General features: G+C 67.1%; 13 protein-coding genes and 1 tRNA gene. 4 read left to right on the forward strand and 10 right to left on the reverse strand.

The window, feature by feature from the left end; translation table 11 throughout:
- Positions 1 to 58: 58 nt before the first annotated feature.
- Both GPA27_RS18275 and GPA27_RS18280 read right to left on the reverse strand, forming a co-directional pair.
- Positions 59 to 769 carry a fumarylacetoacetate hydrolase family protein gene (locus tag GPA27_RS18275; RefSeq protein WP_169141922.1) on the reverse strand — a complete coding sequence of 237 codons (711 nt, stop codon included), beginning with the start codon at positions 767 to 769 and terminating at the stop codon, positions 59 to 61.
- Positions 770 to 802: 33 nt separating this feature from the next.
- Entirely contained in the window at positions 803 to 1,843 is a 1,041-nt protein-coding gene (locus tag GPA27_RS18280) for a cupin domain-containing protein (RefSeq protein ID WP_169141923.1), read from the reverse strand.
- Between the two features lie 169 nt (positions 1,844 to 2,012).
- Between GPA27_RS18280 and GPA27_RS18285 the strand changes: the two genes are divergently transcribed.
- The gene (locus GPA27_RS18285) at positions 2,013 to 2,939 is read left to right on the forward strand and encodes a LysR family transcriptional regulator (RefSeq protein WP_169141924.1); all 927 of its coding nucleotides are present in this window, start codon (positions 2,013 to 2,015) and stop codon (positions 2,937 to 2,939) included.
- On the opposite strand, the gene GPA27_RS18290 is transcribed toward GPA27_RS18285, so the two are convergent.
- From GPA27_RS18290 to nhaR, 5 genes are all read right to left on the reverse strand, one after another.
- Complete coding sequence (locus tag GPA27_RS18290; protein ID WP_169141925.1) at positions 2,936 to 3,775, reverse strand: Rossmann-like domain-containing protein; 840 nt, start codon at positions 3,773 to 3,775, stop codon at positions 2,936 to 2,938. The two genes, GPA27_RS18285 and GPA27_RS18290, sit on opposite strands and share 4 nt — an antisense overlap.
- Positions 3,772 to 5,355: a VWA domain-containing protein gene (locus tag GPA27_RS18295; protein WP_169141926.1), complete on the reverse strand. Its 1,584-nt coding sequence runs from the start codon at positions 5,353 to 5,355 to the stop codon at positions 3,772 to 3,774. The genes GPA27_RS18290 and GPA27_RS18295 overlap by 4 nt, the downstream gene beginning before the upstream one ends.
- Before the next feature lie 5 nt (positions 5,356 to 5,360).
- Positions 5,361 to 6,794, reverse strand: a complete 1,434-nt coding sequence (locus GPA27_RS18300) for an AAA family ATPase (protein ID WP_169141927.1) — start codon at positions 6,792 to 6,794, stop codon at positions 5,361 to 5,363.
- Between the two features lie 64 nt (positions 6,795 to 6,858).
- Positions 6,859 to 7,779, reverse strand: a complete 921-nt coding sequence (locus GPA27_RS18305) for a YihY/virulence factor BrkB family protein (protein ID WP_169141928.1) — start codon at positions 7,777 to 7,779, stop codon at positions 6,859 to 6,861.
- Positions 7,780 to 7,955: 176 nt separating this feature from the next.
- The gene (gene nhaR / locus GPA27_RS18310) at positions 7,956 to 8,849 is read right to left on the reverse strand and encodes a transcriptional activator NhaR (protein WP_169141929.1); all 894 of its coding nucleotides are present in this window, start codon (positions 8,847 to 8,849) and stop codon (positions 7,956 to 7,958) included.
- A gap of 170 nt (positions 8,850 to 9,019) precedes the next feature.
- On the opposite strand from nhaR, the gene GPA27_RS18315 reads away from it, so the two are divergent.
- Together GPA27_RS18315 and GPA27_RS18320 are read left to right on the forward strand one after the other, a co-directional pair.
- Entirely contained in the window at positions 9,020 to 9,877 is an 858-nt protein-coding gene (locus tag GPA27_RS18315) for a Tim44 domain-containing protein (RefSeq protein ID WP_169141930.1), read from the forward strand.
- 205 nt (positions 9,878 to 10,082) lie between these two features.
- A tRNA-Met gene (locus GPA27_RS18320) sits at positions 10,083 to 10,159 on the forward strand.
- A gap of 175 nt (positions 10,160 to 10,334) precedes the next feature.
- On the opposite strand, the gene GPA27_RS18325 is transcribed toward GPA27_RS18320, so the two are convergent.
- Positions 10,335 to 11,411 carry an ADP-ribosylglycohydrolase family protein gene (locus GPA27_RS18325; protein ID WP_169141931.1) on the reverse strand — a complete coding sequence of 359 codons (1,077 nt, stop codon included), beginning with the start codon at positions 11,409 to 11,411 and terminating at the stop codon, positions 10,335 to 10,337.
- A 269-nt stretch (positions 11,412 to 11,680) separates the two neighbouring features.
- Here GPA27_RS18325 and katG point away from each other — a divergent pair, with 269 nt between their 5' ends.
- Entirely contained in the window at positions 11,681 to 13,876 is a 2,196-nt protein-coding gene (katG, locus tag GPA27_RS18330) for a catalase/peroxidase HPI (RefSeq protein ID WP_169141932.1), read from the forward strand.
- A gap of 104 nt (positions 13,877 to 13,980) precedes the next feature.
- Here katG and GPA27_RS18335 read toward each other — a convergent pair whose 3' ends face one another.
- Together GPA27_RS18335 and GPA27_RS18340 are read right to left on the reverse strand one after the other, a co-directional pair.
- Positions 13,981 to 14,757, reverse strand: coding sequence for an alpha/beta fold hydrolase (locus GPA27_RS18335; RefSeq protein ID WP_169141933.1), 777 nt, complete (start codon positions 14,755 to 14,757; stop codon positions 13,981 to 13,983).
- A 4-nt stretch (positions 14,758 to 14,761) separates the two neighbouring features.
- Positions 14,762 to 15,778: a M14 family metallopeptidase gene (locus GPA27_RS18340; RefSeq protein WP_169141934.1), complete on the reverse strand. Its 1,017-nt coding sequence runs from the start codon at positions 15,776 to 15,778 to the stop codon at positions 14,762 to 14,764.
- Between the last annotated feature and the right edge of the window lie 27 nt (positions 15,779 to 15,805).

Raw genomic sequence — 15,805 nt, forward strand, 5'->3', positions numbered from 1 at the left:
GTGTCTCCTCCATCTCGATCAGGGGTGGCGGAGCGGCCAAGCGCTCCGTCCGCGGGTCTTATTCGGCTGCGCCGATCGTCAGTTCGATGTCGCCGACATGGTCGACGTGGCCGGTGATGCGGTCGCCGCTCTTCACCGCGCCCACGCCCTCGGGCGTGCCGGTGAAGATCAGGTCGCCCGGCTCCAGGTGGTAGAACTTCGACAGGTCGGCAATCAGCTCGGGGATGCTCCAGATCAGCTGCGACAGGTCGGCCGTCTGGCGCGTCTCGCCATTGACCTGCAGGTTGATCGCACCCGTGGTCAGCACGCCGAGGTCGCCGACCGGCACGATCTCGGTGCACACGGCCGACAGCTCGAAGTCCTTGCCCAGATCCCACGGACGGCCCTGCTCGCGGGCAACCAGCTGCAGGTCGCGGCGGGTCATGTCGAGGCCGGCGGCGTAGCCGTAGATCAGGCGCTCGGCATCGGCTTCGGCGACGCGGAAGCCCGGCGCACCGATCGCGACGACCAGTTCCATCTCGTAGTGGTAGTTCGAGGTACCGGTCGGGTACGGCACGGTCGCGCCGGACTCGACCAGGGTCGACGCGGCCTTCGTGAAGTAAAAGGGCTGCGCGGTGGCCTTGTCGACCGGGCGACCCATCTCGACGGCATGGGCGTGGTAGTTGCGGCCGACGCAGAAGATGCGCTTCACCGGGTAGCGGGACGCGATGCCGCGCACCGGCAGGGAATACACCGGCGAGGGCGGGAACAGGTATTGGGCTTCGGACATGTCGGTTCTCTGTAAGTCGTTGGGGTTCGGGGGTCAGGCGCGCACTTCGTAGACGCCCAACTTCTTGTGCAGGGGGCTCTCGTCGGCGACGAAGATGAAGGCCGGCTCGCTCGCCGAGCGGTTCTTCAGCGTCACGGGCGTATAACCGGGCGCGCAGCAGGTATCGGCCGGCGACAGCGCGAACCGGTTCTCCTCGACCGCGACGTCGGCGCCTCCCTCGATGAGGTGGAACACCATCGCCGGCGAGCGCGCGGGCAGGTTCAGCGTCTCGCCCGGGCGCAGCATCAGCGCGGAGAAGCCGAGGATGTTCTGGCAGTCGGAGCCGTTCTCAGGATTCACATAAGCCACCTGCACGGCCTCGATTTCAGGCTGGGTCTCGGCGAGGTTCAGCAGCGCGGCGCGGGCGTCGGCCCAGGGGTAGCGCAGCATCGGGTAACGGCGCGCGCTGCCACGCGAGAACACCGGCGAGGGCACGACGCCGCCGCGGACGTAGTTGCGCTCGAGACGCGTGCCGGTCACTTCCTGCTCCTTGCCTTCGACGGCGTAGGAGGTTTCCGTGTAATACACCAGCGGCAGATCCAGCACGTCGAGCCACACCACCGGCTCCTTGCCGTCATGGCCATGCTCGTGCCACAGGCCGGTCGGCGTCAGGATCAGGTCGCCGCGGCTCATCGGGCACTTCTCGCCATCGACGGTCGTGTAGGCGCCCTCGCCTTCGACGATCATGCGCACCGCGTTCGGGGTATGCTTGTGCGACGGCGCCCACTCGCCCGGCAGCAGCAGCTGCATGCCGAGGTAGATCGCCGCGCTTGCCTGCATCTTCTCGAGACCGTGTCCGGGATTCGCGAGCACCAGCACGCGGCGCTCCGCCTTCTCGATCGGAGTCAATTCGCCGGCCTGCATCAGCAGCGGGCGCAGCGCCTCGTACGACCACATCACGGGCTTGGTGCGGCGCGCGGGCGTGCCGGGGGGCAACACCGAGCGCAGGCTGGGCCACAGCGGCACCAGGTTCTGTGCGCCGAGCGACTCGCGGTAGGCGAGCGGCAGATCATCGAGACGACCAAGTTCCTGCATTCCTGACTCCTCCATCGGGGTATCGCTGCCGGCTAGGTGAAAAACCTTTGCGCCAGATCAAGGCGAGCAGCGATTCGTTGTGATGGAGCGCAATTTATCGAGGGATTAATATTCCGTCGATGCAATGCGTGAAATAATCTGAATTCGAATTTCGAATAATCATCGCGCGATGAGCACGCCCGACCTTCGCCTGCTGCAGGTGTTCGATGCCGTCCACAAGACCCGCAGCGTGAGCCGTGCCGCGGATCTGCTCGAGCTCGGCCAGCCCGCGGTCAGCATCGCACTGGGCAAGCTGCGCGAACATTTTGCCGACCCCCTGTTCGTACGCACCTCAAGCGGAATGGAGCCGACCCCGCTCGCCGACGAACTGGTGCAGCCGATCCGCATTGCACTCGATGCGCTCGACGCCGCCCTGGGCCATCGCAGCAGCTTCGACCCGGCGACGTCGGAGCGCAGCTTCCGCATCTGCATGACGGACATCACTCACCTGGTACTGCTGCCGCGCCTGTGGGGCGAGTTGCGCGCCACCGCACCGGGCATCCGCATCCAGATCGCCCCGCTGGACGACGACACCGGCCGCAAGCTCGAATCGGGCGAAGCGGACCTCGCCGTCGGCTTCATCCCCATCCTCGAGGCCGGCTTCTACCAGCAGGCCCTGTTCCGCCAGCACTATGTGTGCCTCGCGAGCGCCGATCACCCCCGCATCCACGGCGGCCTAACGCTGGAACAGTTCGAGGCCGAAGACCACGCCGTCTTCCGCACCGCGGGCACGGGTCACCAGGTGATCGAACAGGAAATCGCCCGCCAGGGCATCAAGCGCCGCATCGTGCTCGACATCCCGAACTTCCTCGGTGCCGCCTTCGTCGTCGAGCACACCGACCTGCTGATGACCGTGCCGCGCCGGCTGGGCGAGCTGCTGCGCGGGCGCGGCGACTTCAGCGTCCTGCCCGTCCCCTTCCCGCTACCCGACTACACGATCAAGCAGCACTGGCACGCGCGCTTCCACCACGACCCGGGCAATCGCTGGCTGCGCGGCCTGATCGCGAATCTGATGTCCGAATCCGGCCCGCGGGTAACCGAAAGCGAGGGCCGCTAAACCCTTGCGAGCAGCGCCTCGAAGCCGGGATAGGCGTCCGCGGCGATCGCGCACTTGCGCGCATGGTCGCCGCGCTCGCGCCCGCTGCGCAACGCATCGACGAAGCCCTCGCGATCATGCACCCACGTCCCACCCACCAAGGTCACGCCGCGGGCGAACAGCGCATCCGGCAGACAGCCCGCGCTCGGCCCGATCATCGCGAACCAGCGCGCATCGCGGCAGAAACCCAGCATGTAGTCCAGGGTGTCGTTGAGCAGCAGCGTGCTGGTCGACAACACCTTGCCGCACCCCGCCAGCTCCGCGGGATCGAGCGTCACGCGGTAGCCATCCTTGTCGCCCGCGAGCTCCGCCTTCAGCTCCACCACCGTGAGCTGCGCACCCGACTTCAGGATGCGCCCGAGGAGCGGCGTAAACAGGCCGATCATGCCGATGCGCTCGCCCGGCTGCGGATCGAGCCCGCCGATCGAATCTGCACTGGTATCCGGACGGTACCCGGCGCGATCGAAGAAGCAGCGCGTCAGGGCGTTCGCCGCTGCAAAGCCCAGCGTGCGCATGATGCCGCTGCCGCTCACGTAGGCGCGGGCGAGTTCGAGCGCGTCGGCACCGACGAGCGAAAAGCCGCCCTCCCCCTCACGCATGCGCGCCAGCGTGTCGTCGAGGAGCACGTAGGAGAGCCCCAGCGAACCGTCGTCGAGCTCCAGCGCGCAGAACTCGCCACGGTCGCCGGGCAAGGGTGTGTCCGCAGCCGGCGGCAAATGCAGCGCGTGCACACGCGGCAGGGGCCCACGCTCCGCAAAGCGTTCGAGTTGTGCGAGGTAGGTCTCGGCAAAGTTCATGCGGAATTCTCCGGCTGAGGGTCGCCCCGGTGCCGCCCCGCGCGCACTGCGGCAGAGGCCGACGCCCCGGAGGTCGTGGAATCGCGGTTCGCCTGCGTACGCAGCGCCCCGGGGAAGAACTGCGCGGTAAGGCTGTTCGATTCGAGCGGCGAATCCGTATCGACGCCGCCGTAGCGGCGCCAGTCGCGCACCCAGAAGATGTCGTCCGCCACTTCGAGAAAACCGATCGTCTCGCGATCGCCCACCAGCACGCCCTGCACGCGCAGTCCGCGCTCGCGACGCATCGTCCGCAAGCGCTCGGCAACGTCGGACGTTGCCCCGAACTCGCCATCGGACACGATCACCAGATCGGCCCGCTGCCAGCGCGCCTCCTCGAGCTTCGCCAGCGCAGCCTCGATCGGCCCGCACACGTCGGTGCCACCGCGAAAGGCCTGACCGAGGAAGCGCGTGAGCCGCCCGATGCCGTCGGCGTCGACCGGCAGCGCCACGTCGACGATTTCGCCCGGACCGCCGAAGCTGAATACGTGACACGCCCGTTTCTGCGCGTGGGCCGTGCGCACCGCCTCGAGCACCGCCGCCTTCGCGACTGCCTCGGCGCCACCGCGCATCGAACCCGAGGTATCGACGCACAACAGCATCGGCCCCATCTCGAAGCGCTTGGCCGGCTGCGAACGTGGCGTCGGACGCTGCACCGTCTCCTCATGGCGACGGATCTCCTGCATGCGGTCGTCGTCCTCGTAGCACAGCAGCGTCCTCTCTGCGCGGCGGGCATGCCACACCAACCGCAGGCGCGGGTGGCCGAGCAGCATCGCCTCGGCGGGTAACATGCGGGCGATGCGATCGGCACGGTGGATCCCGCGCGTCTCGCCGGGCATGTCGGGCACGCGCACGGTACTGCGTTCCGCGCGATGAGCCGTCGCCTCCTCGATCACCTGCACCGTGACGCACCCGACCGCGTCCGGCTCGTCCGTCTCCGATGCGCGCCCGAGACGGCGGATCAGCTCCGCAAGCTCGGGCAAACGTTCAAGCAACCGGCGGATGCGCACGACCTCCTGCCAGCCCTCGCTGCGCAGCAGTCCGCGGATGCGATCCCACCGCATGCTCTTGGCGTCGTCGGGGATCATGCCGAAGACGTCCGCCAGCTCGTCCATGTCGCCGCAGCGGTCCTGCCAGTCGGCCGCAAACGCGTCGACGGCCATTCCGACCGCCCGCGCCTCGTCCGCGCCGCGGTCGAGGTAATCGACGATGAAATCGACGTGGAAGAGGATGCTCATCAGCACGGTATCCGCGAGCTCGCCCTCATCCCGGCAGTAGCGCGCGAGGTCGAGCCTTTGCATCGCCTCCGCCAATCCGCGCGCGACGACCGGCGGCGGCCAGCGCCACGCCTCGAACGGCGGCAGCCTGCCGGCGACGAGCGCCGCGCGCAGCGCCGCAAGGGCCGCAAGCCGCGGTTCCACGCTGCCCTGTGCGTTCGTCAGCCCGCCCAGCCACAGGCCGCGCACGAGTCCATCCAGCGCCGCCAGCCGGCCCTCCTGCAACTCGAAAAGCAACGGCACGGGACCGGCGGCAGCGGTGCTCATGCGGTTCAGGCGGCGGAAAGCGGTTCGTGGACGACGGGTGCCGGAACCTCGCCGCCCTCGCCTGCCGGCAGACGCGGCAGCCCCTCGAACCCCGCGCGCGCCGCGACAATCCGCTCGCGCAGATCCGCCAGCACGCGCGCGGTCCCCGCGAGACTCTCGTCCGCGCGTTCCGCGAGCCCGACATCCAGCCACAGGCTTCGCGCACGGTAGTCGGCCAGGTCGCGCCGCCGCGCGTCCAGCTCCGCTACGTATGCATCGAGACGCGCGACCAGCTCGTCGATCTGCCGCGTGCGCGCCCCGATGTGCGCCGGACCGTAGCGGCGCTGGCGCGTGTGCGTCAGGCGCAGCGCCTGCGCCCCGCCCTTGGCGTCGCCGATCTCGTCGGCGAGGTCGCCGGCGGAGAAGCGCAGCCGGCCGCTCTCGTCGTAGTCGAGGTCGTTCGCGTTGCGCTCGGCTTGCAGCTGCGCCTCGAAGGCCTCGACGATACGCGTGACGCGCGGCGGCGCGAACGCCTCGCGCACGCCAAGCCGCGCGCACACCCAGTCGCCGAGCACCGCCTGGCGCGGCGCGTCGGGCGCGGTGCACCACGGCAGCAACATCAGATCCCACAGCAACACGGTGCCCCGTCCCTCGCTCGCGGCGGCGATGCGCAGCAGGCGCGCCGCCTTCACCCAACGGCGGTCCGAGACGTACACGTCCGCCGCGGCAAGATGCGCACGCAGTTCGGCGAACATCGCGGTCACCTCGGCCGGCAACGTCACCTGCCCCGCCGCGGCATCGAGTGCGGCGAGGTCCGCGGCGTCGAGCGCTTCCCTTTCGTCCGGCGCCTGCCAGGCCCGTGACGGATCGCACCCCAGCAGCTCGGCGAAACCCTCCGCACTCACCGGAACGACCGTCACCCGCAGCAGGAAGCGGTCGAAGAAAGCCTCCGCGACCTCGTCCTCAGGCACCTCGTTCGTCGCGCCGATCGCGCTGATCAGCGGACAGCGCTGCCGCCCCGCGCCGTTGTCGAACTCGCGCTCGTTGAGCAGCGTCAGCAGTGCATTGAGGATGGCGCTGTTGGCCTTGAAGACCTCGTCGATGAAGGCGATCGACGCGTCGGGCAGGAAGCCCGCGGTGTGGCGCTCATAGCGATCCTGCTCGAGCGCCTGGATCGACAGCGGGCCGAACAACTCCTCCGGCACCGAAAAGCGCGTCAGCAGTCGCTCGAAGTAGCGCGCGTTGCGGAAGGCGAGATGCAGCCGGCGCGCGAGCTCGCTCTTCGCGGTGCCCGGCGGGCCGACCAATAGCGTGTGTTCGCCCGCGAGCGCCGCGAGCAGCGCAAGGCGCACGACATGGGAACGCTCGACGAGGCCGCGCTCCAGCGTCGCAATGAGGCTGACGAGACGGTCGCGGAGAGACTCACGAAGAAAGGGAACGGGTGAGCGGTCGGGGGGCATTTGGCGATATTAGCGCGACCCGCCGGCAAGGGAATTGATCCCTGCAAAGTTTGCCCGGTCCGCTTCAATCGTCCTTCATCAGCTCGCGATGCACGCGCACGGCAGTCACGCGCGGCCGGATGACCCGCCCGCGCGCCTCCACGTTCGCGCGCGTGAAGGCTGCGCCCAGCAGAAGGATCAGCGACGAGTAATTCACCCACATCAGCAGCAGGACCAGCGAACCCGCCGCTCCGTAGGTCGACGCGGTCGCGGTCGTCGACAGGTAGAGGGCGATCAGACTGCGCCCCACCGCGAACAACAGCGCGGTGACCAGCGCCCCGAGCCACACGTCGCGCCAGCGCAGCACCACGTCCGGCAACACGCGGAAGATCGTCGCGAACAACAGCGTCACGACGAACAGCGACACCCCCCAATCCAGCAGCAGCAGGAGCGGTGGCGGAATCGGCACCCAGTCGCTCGCGAACTCGACCACCACCCGCACCGCCACGCTCAACAACAGCGACACCAGCAGCACGAAGCCGATCGCCAGCACGATCGTCATCGACAGCAGGCGGCCCTTCACGTAGATGAAGATACTGCTGCGCGTCGGTCGCGGCGCGACGCACCAGATCGCATTGAGTGCGGTCTGCATCTGCCCGAACACCGTCGTCGCGCCGAACAGCATCGCGCCGAAGCCTGCCAGCGTCGGCAGGATGCCGCTCTGCTGGATGCGGCTGGCCTTCACCGCGGTCTCCACTGCCTGCGCCGCCTGAGCGCCGATCGCCGCCTCCAGCTGCTGCGCCATCTGACCCTGTGCCGCGGACTCGCCGAGCACCAGGCCGACGATCGTCACCGCGACGATCACGACCGGCGCCACCGAAAACACCGTAAAGAAGGCGAGCGCCGCGGCGTGCACGAACACCTGGGCGTCCAGCCACAGGCGCACCGTCTTCTTCAGCACCACCATCCAGTACTGCGCCCAACTCTTCACCGCCGCAGCTTCCATCCGATGAGCTCCTTCTATTAACCCAACAGGCAATAACGCGATGCCAAGTTGATTACTGCACGATGCCTCCCTCCCCTTGAGGGGGAGGAGCAAGGAGTCCGAGGGCCAGACTTCACATATTCGATTGCCGTGTTAATAGCCGGTCAGGATGCTGCCGGCAAGCGTTTCGCGCCTTTTCACGTAGCCGAATGCTCCGCACCCGCTAGCAGGCTGCGGATCACCGGATGATCGACCTTGCGCTGCGCCGAAATCGCATAGAAATGCTCGACCACGTCCGGGCAGCGCCCCAGCAGCGCCAGACCGCGCGAGCGGGTGAACTCCTCCGACGACAGTTCGGGGGCCGGAAAGGCACCGAGCCCGCTTTCGCCGAAAGTCGCCAGCAGCGCGCTGTCCTCGAACTCGCCGACGATGCGCGGACGAATGCCGTGACGCGCGAGCCAGTCGTCGAGGCGGCTGCGCACCGCCGAATCCGCCGTCGGCAGCAGCAGAGGAAGTTCGGCGAGGCAGGCGGGGAAATCCTGCTCGACCTTCGCAGCGATGTCCGCCCGCACGTACCACGCGATGGACGATTTCCCCAGCCGGTGGCTGAACACCCGCAGGTTCGGATTCGCCGGCGCAGGCCGGTCGGCCAGCACGACGTCCAGGCGATGCAGGGCCAGATCGGCGAGCAGGTCGTCGAAATCGCCCTCCTGGCACTGCAGGCGCAGGTTCGGCGTCTGCACGGCAGGTTGCAGCAGATGCCGCACCGCCAGCTTCGGCAATGCATCGGAGATCCCGACGGCGAGGCGAACGCCCTGCGCGTTCGCCGCCTCCTGCACGGCCGCCGGCAAGGCTTCACCCAGTTGGAAGATCTGCTCCGCGTAGCGCACCGCCGTCGCGCCCGCCTCGGTCAGCTCGATGCCACGCCCCACCGAACGGAACAAGGCGTACCCTAGCGAGCGCTCCAGCTCACGCACCTGGGTGCTGACGGTCTGCACCGCCATCTCCAGCCGCTCCGCGGCCCGCGCGATGCCGCCTTCCTTCGCGACGACCCAGAAGTAATATAGGTGACGATAGTTGAGCGGCTGCATGTTAACTTCCTTTTTCTCTGAGTGAACATACTTTAAATTCATCTTCCACAGAAGTCCAAGTCTCCGTATCCTTCAAACGTCGTGTGCACCGACCGGTGCAGCGGACCGCGCGCCCCCAGCAGGGACCCGCGGGACACGGAACTCAAACACTCGAAGGAGGCCCTGCCCTTATGAAACTCACCCGACTCCTGCTCACGGTTTGCGCGCTCGTCGTGAGCGTCGGCCTGACGGCGACCGATGCCGAAGCCAAGCGCCTCGGTAGCGGCAAGTCGTTCGGCACGCAGAGCAGCACTGCGCAATCGTCGACGACGACCGCCCGCACGGCAGACACCCCGAGCGCGCCGACGGCCGCCGCCCAGGCCCCGCGCAAGAACTCGTGGCTCGGCCCCGTCGCCGGTCTGGCCGCCGGCTTGGGCCTGGCCGCCCTCGCCTCGCACCTCGGCATGGGCGAAGAGTTCGCCAACATGCTCCTGATCGGCCTGCTCGTGTTCGCCGCAATCGCCGTCTTCCGCCTGGTGATGCGCAAGCGCACGCAGCAGCCCGCGATGCAGTACGCGGGCATGGGCGCCGGTGGCGGCAACATCCCGATGCCGTCGCAAGCGCAGCCGGCCTTTGGCAGCGCCGCACCGGTCGCCGCTCCGATGAGCAATGCCCTTCCGGCCGGTTTCGATGCCGAAGGCTTTGCCCGCCAGGCCAAGGTGAATTTCATCCGCCTGCAGGCCGCCAACGACGCCGGCAACCTCGATGACCTGCGCGAGTTTGTCACCCCCGAAGTCTTCGGCGAACTGCAGATGCAGATCCGCGAGCGCGGCACGGCCCCGCAGCAGACCGAAGTGATGGAGCTCAACGCCGAAGTCGTCGAATGCGTCGAGGAAAACCGCCGCTACCGTGTCGCCGTCCGCTTCCGCGGCCTGATCCGCGAAGAAGCCGGCGCCGCTCCGGTCAACTTCGACGAGTTCTGGCACCTGACCAAGCCGGTCGACGGCAACCAGGGCTGGCAGGTCGCGGGCATCCAGCAGCTGAACTAAAACCCCCTGCCCACCACAGAGAGCAAAGGGCGACCGGCCGCAGGCCGGTCGCCCTTTTTCATTCGCGCTGCGGCTCACTCGCGCCCGTCACCGAACACGATCCAATCATCATCCCGACACGACCAGCTGCGCGGGCCGGCGGGAAGATTTTTGAAAATATCGCTTGCACACATAAATGAAGTTAGCTATAGTTCTGTTTCTCCGACGCGGGGTGGAGCAGTCTGGCAGCTCGTCGGGCTCATAACCCGAAGGTCGCAGGTTCAAATCCTGCCCCCGCAACCAAACAAGCCAAGGGCCTGCGCATCGTGCAGGCCCTTGTCGTTTCCGGTTTTGGCGCAATCGCGCGCAAAGCCGGACGTTCCCCGCCGCCAGGCGGATTCGAGAACGGGACAGTGCGCAAGCAAGCCCGTGCACGCCCAAATAATCCCCGCCGGCAATTCCCGGCAGCCGACACTCCCTACGCGAGCTGCGCAGCGAGGCTTCGTGCGAGCTGCTGGAGCTCGACTGTGTCTTCGAGACCGTCGAGGAAGCGGCCGGGGATACCTGACAGTCCGCATTGGGCGCCGACCAGTGCGCCGGCGAGCATCGCGCGGGCCTCGTTCTGGCCACCGCCGTTGACGGCGTGCAGCACGGCCGACTCGAAGTCGTCGTGGAAGCGCGCCGCAAGGTAGTAGACGGCCGGCAACACATGGTAGGCCGCGCATGGCATCCCGTAGACGAGCGAGACCTTCCACGCGGGTTCGATGCGGATGTCGGGGTCGGCGGCGGCGCGGGCAATGTAGGACGGGGTCAGCAGCGCGTCGGGTGAGGCGAAGCGTCCGGCGTGCGAGGGCTCGGCTTCGCCGCGGCGCGGGGCCTGGAGTTGTCCGGTCGTGACCGCATGGAAAGGCAGGTCGCCGGACTTGACGAGGCGCATGAGCTTTCCGGAGAGCTGGGCGTCGAGTTTCTCCCCCTGCACCAGGAGACCGAGGACGGCTCCATAAGCCACGGTCAGTGAGACGATCAGTTCGTCGGTCTGGGTGAGGTGCGTGTTGCGGGCGATCGCGTCGGCCAGTCGATGCGGCTCCCGGGCGTAACGCACGGCGAGCACCAGCGAGCGCTCGATCGCTTCGGTGGTATCGGCGTGTCCGCCGGTTTGCGACCACGGCAGGCCCTGCTGGACCCGGCGCCGCCACGCCTCGCGGATCGATTGACTGGTGTATCCGCCGGGCCCGGACATCGGGGTGCCATCGAGCCGGGGAAAGAGTTCATCATCCATACGACGGCAGAAATCCGCTTCATCGTAATCGCCACGCTCGACGACGGACTGCAGCAGCATCTTCAGGATCAGTCCGGCTTGCGACAGTTGCCCCGCTGCCATCCCTTCGTGGTAACGCCCAGGCCTCGGGCTCGTGTAGCCCGTGATCCAGTCGCCGTAGTCGCGGCGCAGTTCATCGAGGTTGTAGTACCAGTGAGGGCCGAGTCCGAGCGCGTCGCCGATGAAGGCGCCGAGTATGGCGCCCGCGGCGCGGTCCTGTGTCGTTGCGTGCGCCATTGCGTCCCTTCCTGATGGTGTCATCGACGAGGCTTTCGACGCGTGGGCGGGGTGGGCGTTCCCGTCACCGTCTTCGCTGCAGGACATGCGCAACACTTACGCGATATGCGCCGGGAGGGACCGCACAGCGACGCCCGCCAGGCACATACCCATCACAGATGAACCCAGGCTATCGCGCCCATGGATAGAAATCGATAGAAACGGCAATGCATAGCGGCTAAGGTAAGTATCGCTTCTGCTCCGTTCACTCTTGCAAGGAGAGGTCAAACATGAGCAACGAGAACAAGTGTCCGTTTGCCGGCATGCATGGCGCACGCACAACGGTCGGCGTTCGGTCGAATCGGGACTGGTGGCCGAACCAGTTGAACCTGAACATCCTGCACCAGCACGCTCCGGTCTCCAACCCGATGGGTGCCGATTTCGATTACGCCGCGGAATTCAGAAAGATCGACCTGGCCGCGCTGAAGCAAGACCTGTATGCGCTGATGACGGATTCGCAGGACTGGTGGCCCGCCGACTGGGGGCACTACGGCGGCCTGTTCATCCGCATGGCCTGGCACAGTGCCGGCACCTACCGCACGGGTGACGGCCGTGGCGGCGGCGGCACGGGGAACCAGCGTTTTGCGCCGGTCAACAGCTGGCCCGACAACGGCAACCTGGACAAGGCGCGCCGCCTGCTCTGGCCGATCAAGCAGAAGTACGGCAACAGGATCTCCTGGGCCGACCTGATGATCCTGGCGGGGAACTGCGCGCTGGAATCGATGGGCTTCAAGAGCTTCGGCTTCGGCGGCGGCCGCGCGGACATCTGGCAACCGGAAGAGGACACCTACTGGGGCAACGAAGACACCTGGCTCGGCGACAAGCGTTACAGCGGCGACCGCGAGCTGGCCAATCCGCTTGCCGCCGTGCAGATGGGCCTGATCTACGTGAACCCCGAAGGCCCGAACGGCAACCCGGATCCGGTGGCCTCGGGCCGTGACGTGCGCGAGACCTTCGCGCGCATGGCGATGAACGACGAAGAGACCGTGGCGCTCATTGCCGGCGGTCACACCTTCGGCAAAGCCCACGGCGCCGGCGACCCGGCACTCGTCGGGCCCGAACCCGAAGGCGCCCCCATCGAGGCGCAAGGGCTGGGCTGGATCAACCGCTTCGGCTCCGGCAACGGCGGCGACACCACCACCAGCGGCATCGAGGGCGCGTGGAAGCCCAATCCCACGACGTGGGACAACGGCTACTTCGACACGCTCTTCGGCTACGAATGGGAGCTGACCAAGAGCCCCGCCGGCGCCCACCAGTGGGTGGCAAAGGACGTCAAGCCGGAACACATGATTCCGAATGCGCACGACCCGTCGAAGAAGCATCCGCCGATGATGACCACGGCCGATCTGTCGCTGCGCTTCGATCCGATCTACGAACCCATTTCACGCCGCTTCCATCAGGACCCGCAGGCCCTGGCCGATGCCTTTGCGCGCGCGTGGTTCAAGCTGACCCACCGCGACATGGGGCCGAAGGTCCGCTACCTCGGCCCCGAGGTGCCGGCCGAAGACCTGATCTGGCAGGATCCGATTCCCGCCGTCGATCACCCCCTGATCGACGCCAGGGACATCGCCGACCTGAAGGCCAGGATCATGGCTTCGGGCCTGTCGGTGGCCGCGCTGGTTTCCACCGCCTGGGCCTCGGCTTCCACCTTCCGCGGCTCGGACAAGCGTGGCGGAGCCAACGGTGCACGCATCCGCCTCGCGCCGCAAAAGGACTGGGAAGCGAACCAGCCGGAGCAACTGACCAGGGTGCTGGCGACGCTCGAGGGCATCCGGGAAGCGTTCAACAGCGCCCAGACGAGCGGCAAGAAGGTCTCGATGGCCGACCTGATCGTGCTCGGCGGCTGCGCTGCGGTCGAAGCGGCTGCCAGGGCAGGCGGGCATCCGGTGGATGTACCCTTCACCCCGGGCCGCGGGGACGCCCTGCAGGCGCAGACCGACGTGGAGTCGTTCGCCGCGCTGGAACCGCTGGCCGACGGTTTCCGCAATTACCAGGAGCAGGCCTGCACCGTGTCGCCCGAGGAGATGCTGGTGGACAAGGCGCAGCTCCTGACCCTGAGCGCGCCCGAGATGACGGTGCTGGTCGGTGGCCTGCGTGTATTGGGCGCCAACGTCGGGAACTCGCCGCACGGAGTGTTCACGCAGCGGCCGCAGACGCTGACCAACGACTTTTTCGTCAATCTCCTCGATATGCGCACCGTCTGGAAGCCGGTCACCGATGCGGGGGACCGCTTCGAAGGGCGTGACCGCAAGACCGGCGAAGCCAGGTGGACCGGCACGCGCGTGGACCTGATCTTCGGCTCCAACTCGCAGCTGCGCGCATTGGCCGAGGTGTATGCCCAGGACGACGCGCAGGCGAAGTTCGTGCGCGACTTCGTTGCGGCGTGGAGCAAGGTGATGAACCTCGACCGCTTCGACGTGAAGTGATCCGGGGAAGGCGTTCCGGGGGCTCGCGGCAAGATGGTCACGCGGGCTTTCGGAACGCCGATGAATGTCCTGGCGCGGTCGTCAAACCGACTGCGCCGGGGCATTCAGGCGCGTTGACTCCGATCACCGTCCCGATTCTCGACCCATTGCTGCACCTGGGCTGCAACCCACGGGCCGTCATCCAGCGGAATGTCGTGGCCTGCCCGTGGATGAATACTGATTGGACAGTTCCACGCGCACGCAAGGGCCACGGAACAATCCACATGAACCAGCCCGTCGTTCCGGCTGGCAAGAATCAGCAGTGCCGTGCCTGGACTTTCGTTCCCGGCACGGTAGCGCGCGGCCGCGCACAGTTGGCGCCACGCATTCTTCCTCGTGACCGGATATTCCGCGCGGAAGGCGACCCAGGAGTCCAGCACGTCTGGCGCACCGACGCGCAGCCGGCTCGTCAGGGAGAGGATCCTCTCCTCCCATTCGCGTCCCTTACCCCCGAACAGCGCCAGCTTCAGCAACGGAAGACAGCTGCGCGGGCGCAGACGCCGATAAAACGGACTGAACGGGCGCAAGCTGGTGTTGATCAGGACACAGCGGGCGATCTCGCCCGGGCACGCGTGCGCCCACGCCACCGCGACCATTGCACCGAGCGACATCGCCAGCAGGTTGTAGGGGGGCTCTATGCCGAGCCGTGACAACGCCATTTGGCAGTAGGCGGCGATCTCGCGCACGTCGGTCGGGCTGGTCAGATGGTGCAGCGAGCCGTTCCCGGGAAGATCGATCGTCACGACACGCGAATCCGGGATGGTTCGCCGGAACGTATCCACGAAGTCGCCCCAGTGACGGCTTTCCCGCGTGAGACCGCGGAGGAAGATCCAGGTCGTCATCGGCTCATCGGTACCAGTGAGCGACGGCAAGCTCGTGGTGTTTGGCACGCGCCTCCCCCTCCGGCAGCCATAGCCGGTAGCTGCACGTCGCCCGCGCCAGGAAATCCAGCAGCGACAGGTGGTGGCGAAGAACGCGCTGTTGCCGGTGTGCCACTTGGGGATTGAAGATTCCCTGTCGCGAGAAGAGCTGACGCGGATTCTTCTTGATCCACAACCAGGCCCCCATCTCCAGCGTCAGCGGCAGGAAGACACGCCCGGCCGTCTCGCAGGCACGCAGGTGCAGGAAATCCCACAGGTCGCCATGGGTCAGATATTGGCGGCTTTGCGGTTCGAAGATGTACGGATGATGCGTATGCGTCTGGCGAAAGATCTCCTTCAAGGCATGGATTTCCGCGAGGTGCCGCAACGGTGTGCGCGTGTGGGCGTACGGAAACCAGACGCGATCGATCAGCCCGAATCCGGAATGGCAGTCGAGGGCGATGCTGAAGTCCCGTGAGAGCAGTTCCTCGCCGACGGTTTCGCACAGTGCGCGGCTCTCGGTTTCCATTGCACCGTTCCGATGACCGCGATACCAGGGCAAGCGGGCGCTGAGCCGCTGTCCGCCGATCAGCGGCGGCACACGCTCGTGTGCGTCGAGAGGCGCGTTCCGCATCAGATCGACACCGTTCGGATTGGCGCGCGTACCGCGCCACATACCGCCGGGATTCACGAGGGGCATGAATACCAGACGAACGGATTCCAGCTGCCGATGCAGGGTGGAGTCCCACCGCAGGCGCATGACGAGGTGCCTCAGGTAGGCGATCACGACGTCGGCACCGATCCTTTCCAGCCCGTGAACGCCGCCGAAGAAACCGATCGCGGGCACCGCGCGATCCGGATTGCCCAATGCGATCGCGTAGAGCGGGAATCGGGTGCCGGATCCTCCATCGATTTCGGTCACGACTCGCGTCTCGAGGTGCCCTCTCCCCGCCTCGATGACGTTTTCCAGTTCGCTCAGCTCGGAAATCGCGGAATTCGCCACGATCGAACCGTCAGAACAGGCTGCGTG

The sequence above is a fragment of the Aromatoleum toluolicum genome, assembly GCF_012911005.2.
In the GTDB taxonomy this organism is placed as follows: Bacteria; Pseudomonadota; Gammaproteobacteria; order Burkholderiales; family Rhodocyclaceae; genus Aromatoleum; species Aromatoleum toluolicum.

Excerpts from the sequence above, each read along its gene's own strand:
- GPA27_RS18275 (WP_169141922.1), bottom strand. The coding sequence starts at position 769 with ATGTCCGAAGCCCAATACCTGTTCCCGCCCTCGCCGGTGTATTCCCTG.
- GPA27_RS18280 (WP_169141923.1), bottom strand. The coding sequence starts at position 1,843 with ATGCAGGAACTTGGTCGTCTCGATGATCTGCCGCTCGCCTACCGCGAG.
- GPA27_RS18285 (WP_169141924.1), top strand. The coding sequence starts at position 2,013 with ATGAGCACGCCCGACCTTCGCCTGCTGCAGGTGTTCGATGCCGTCCAC.
- GPA27_RS18290 (WP_169141925.1), bottom strand. The coding sequence starts at position 3,775 with ATGAACTTTGCCGAGACCTACCTCGCACAACTCGAACGCTTTGCGGAG.
- GPA27_RS18295 (WP_169141926.1), bottom strand. The coding sequence starts at position 5,355 with ATGAGCACCGCTGCCGCCGGTCCCGTGCCGTTGCTTTTCGAGTTGCAG.
- GPA27_RS18300 (WP_169141927.1), bottom strand. The coding sequence starts at position 6,794 with ATGCCCCCCGACCGCTCACCCGTTCCCTTTCTTCGTGAGTCTCTCCGC.
- GPA27_RS18305 (WP_169141928.1), bottom strand. The coding sequence starts at position 7,779 with ATGGAAGCTGCGGCGGTGAAGAGTTGGGCGCAGTACTGGATGGTGGTG.
- nhaR (WP_169141929.1), bottom strand. The coding sequence starts at position 8,849 with ATGCAGCCGCTCAACTATCGTCACCTATATTACTTCTGGGTCGTCGCG.
- GPA27_RS18315 (WP_169141930.1), top strand. The coding sequence starts at position 9,020 with ATGAAACTCACCCGACTCCTGCTCACGGTTTGCGCGCTCGTCGTGAGC.
- GPA27_RS18325 (WP_169141931.1), bottom strand. The coding sequence starts at position 11,411 with ATGGCGCACGCAACGACACAGGACCGCGCCGCGGGCGCCATACTCGGC.
- katG (WP_169141932.1), top strand. The coding sequence starts at position 11,681 with ATGAGCAACGAGAACAAGTGTCCGTTTGCCGGCATGCATGGCGCACGC.
- GPA27_RS18335 (WP_169141933.1), bottom strand. The coding sequence starts at position 14,757 with ATGACGACCTGGATCTTCCTCCGCGGTCTCACGCGGGAAAGCCGTCAC.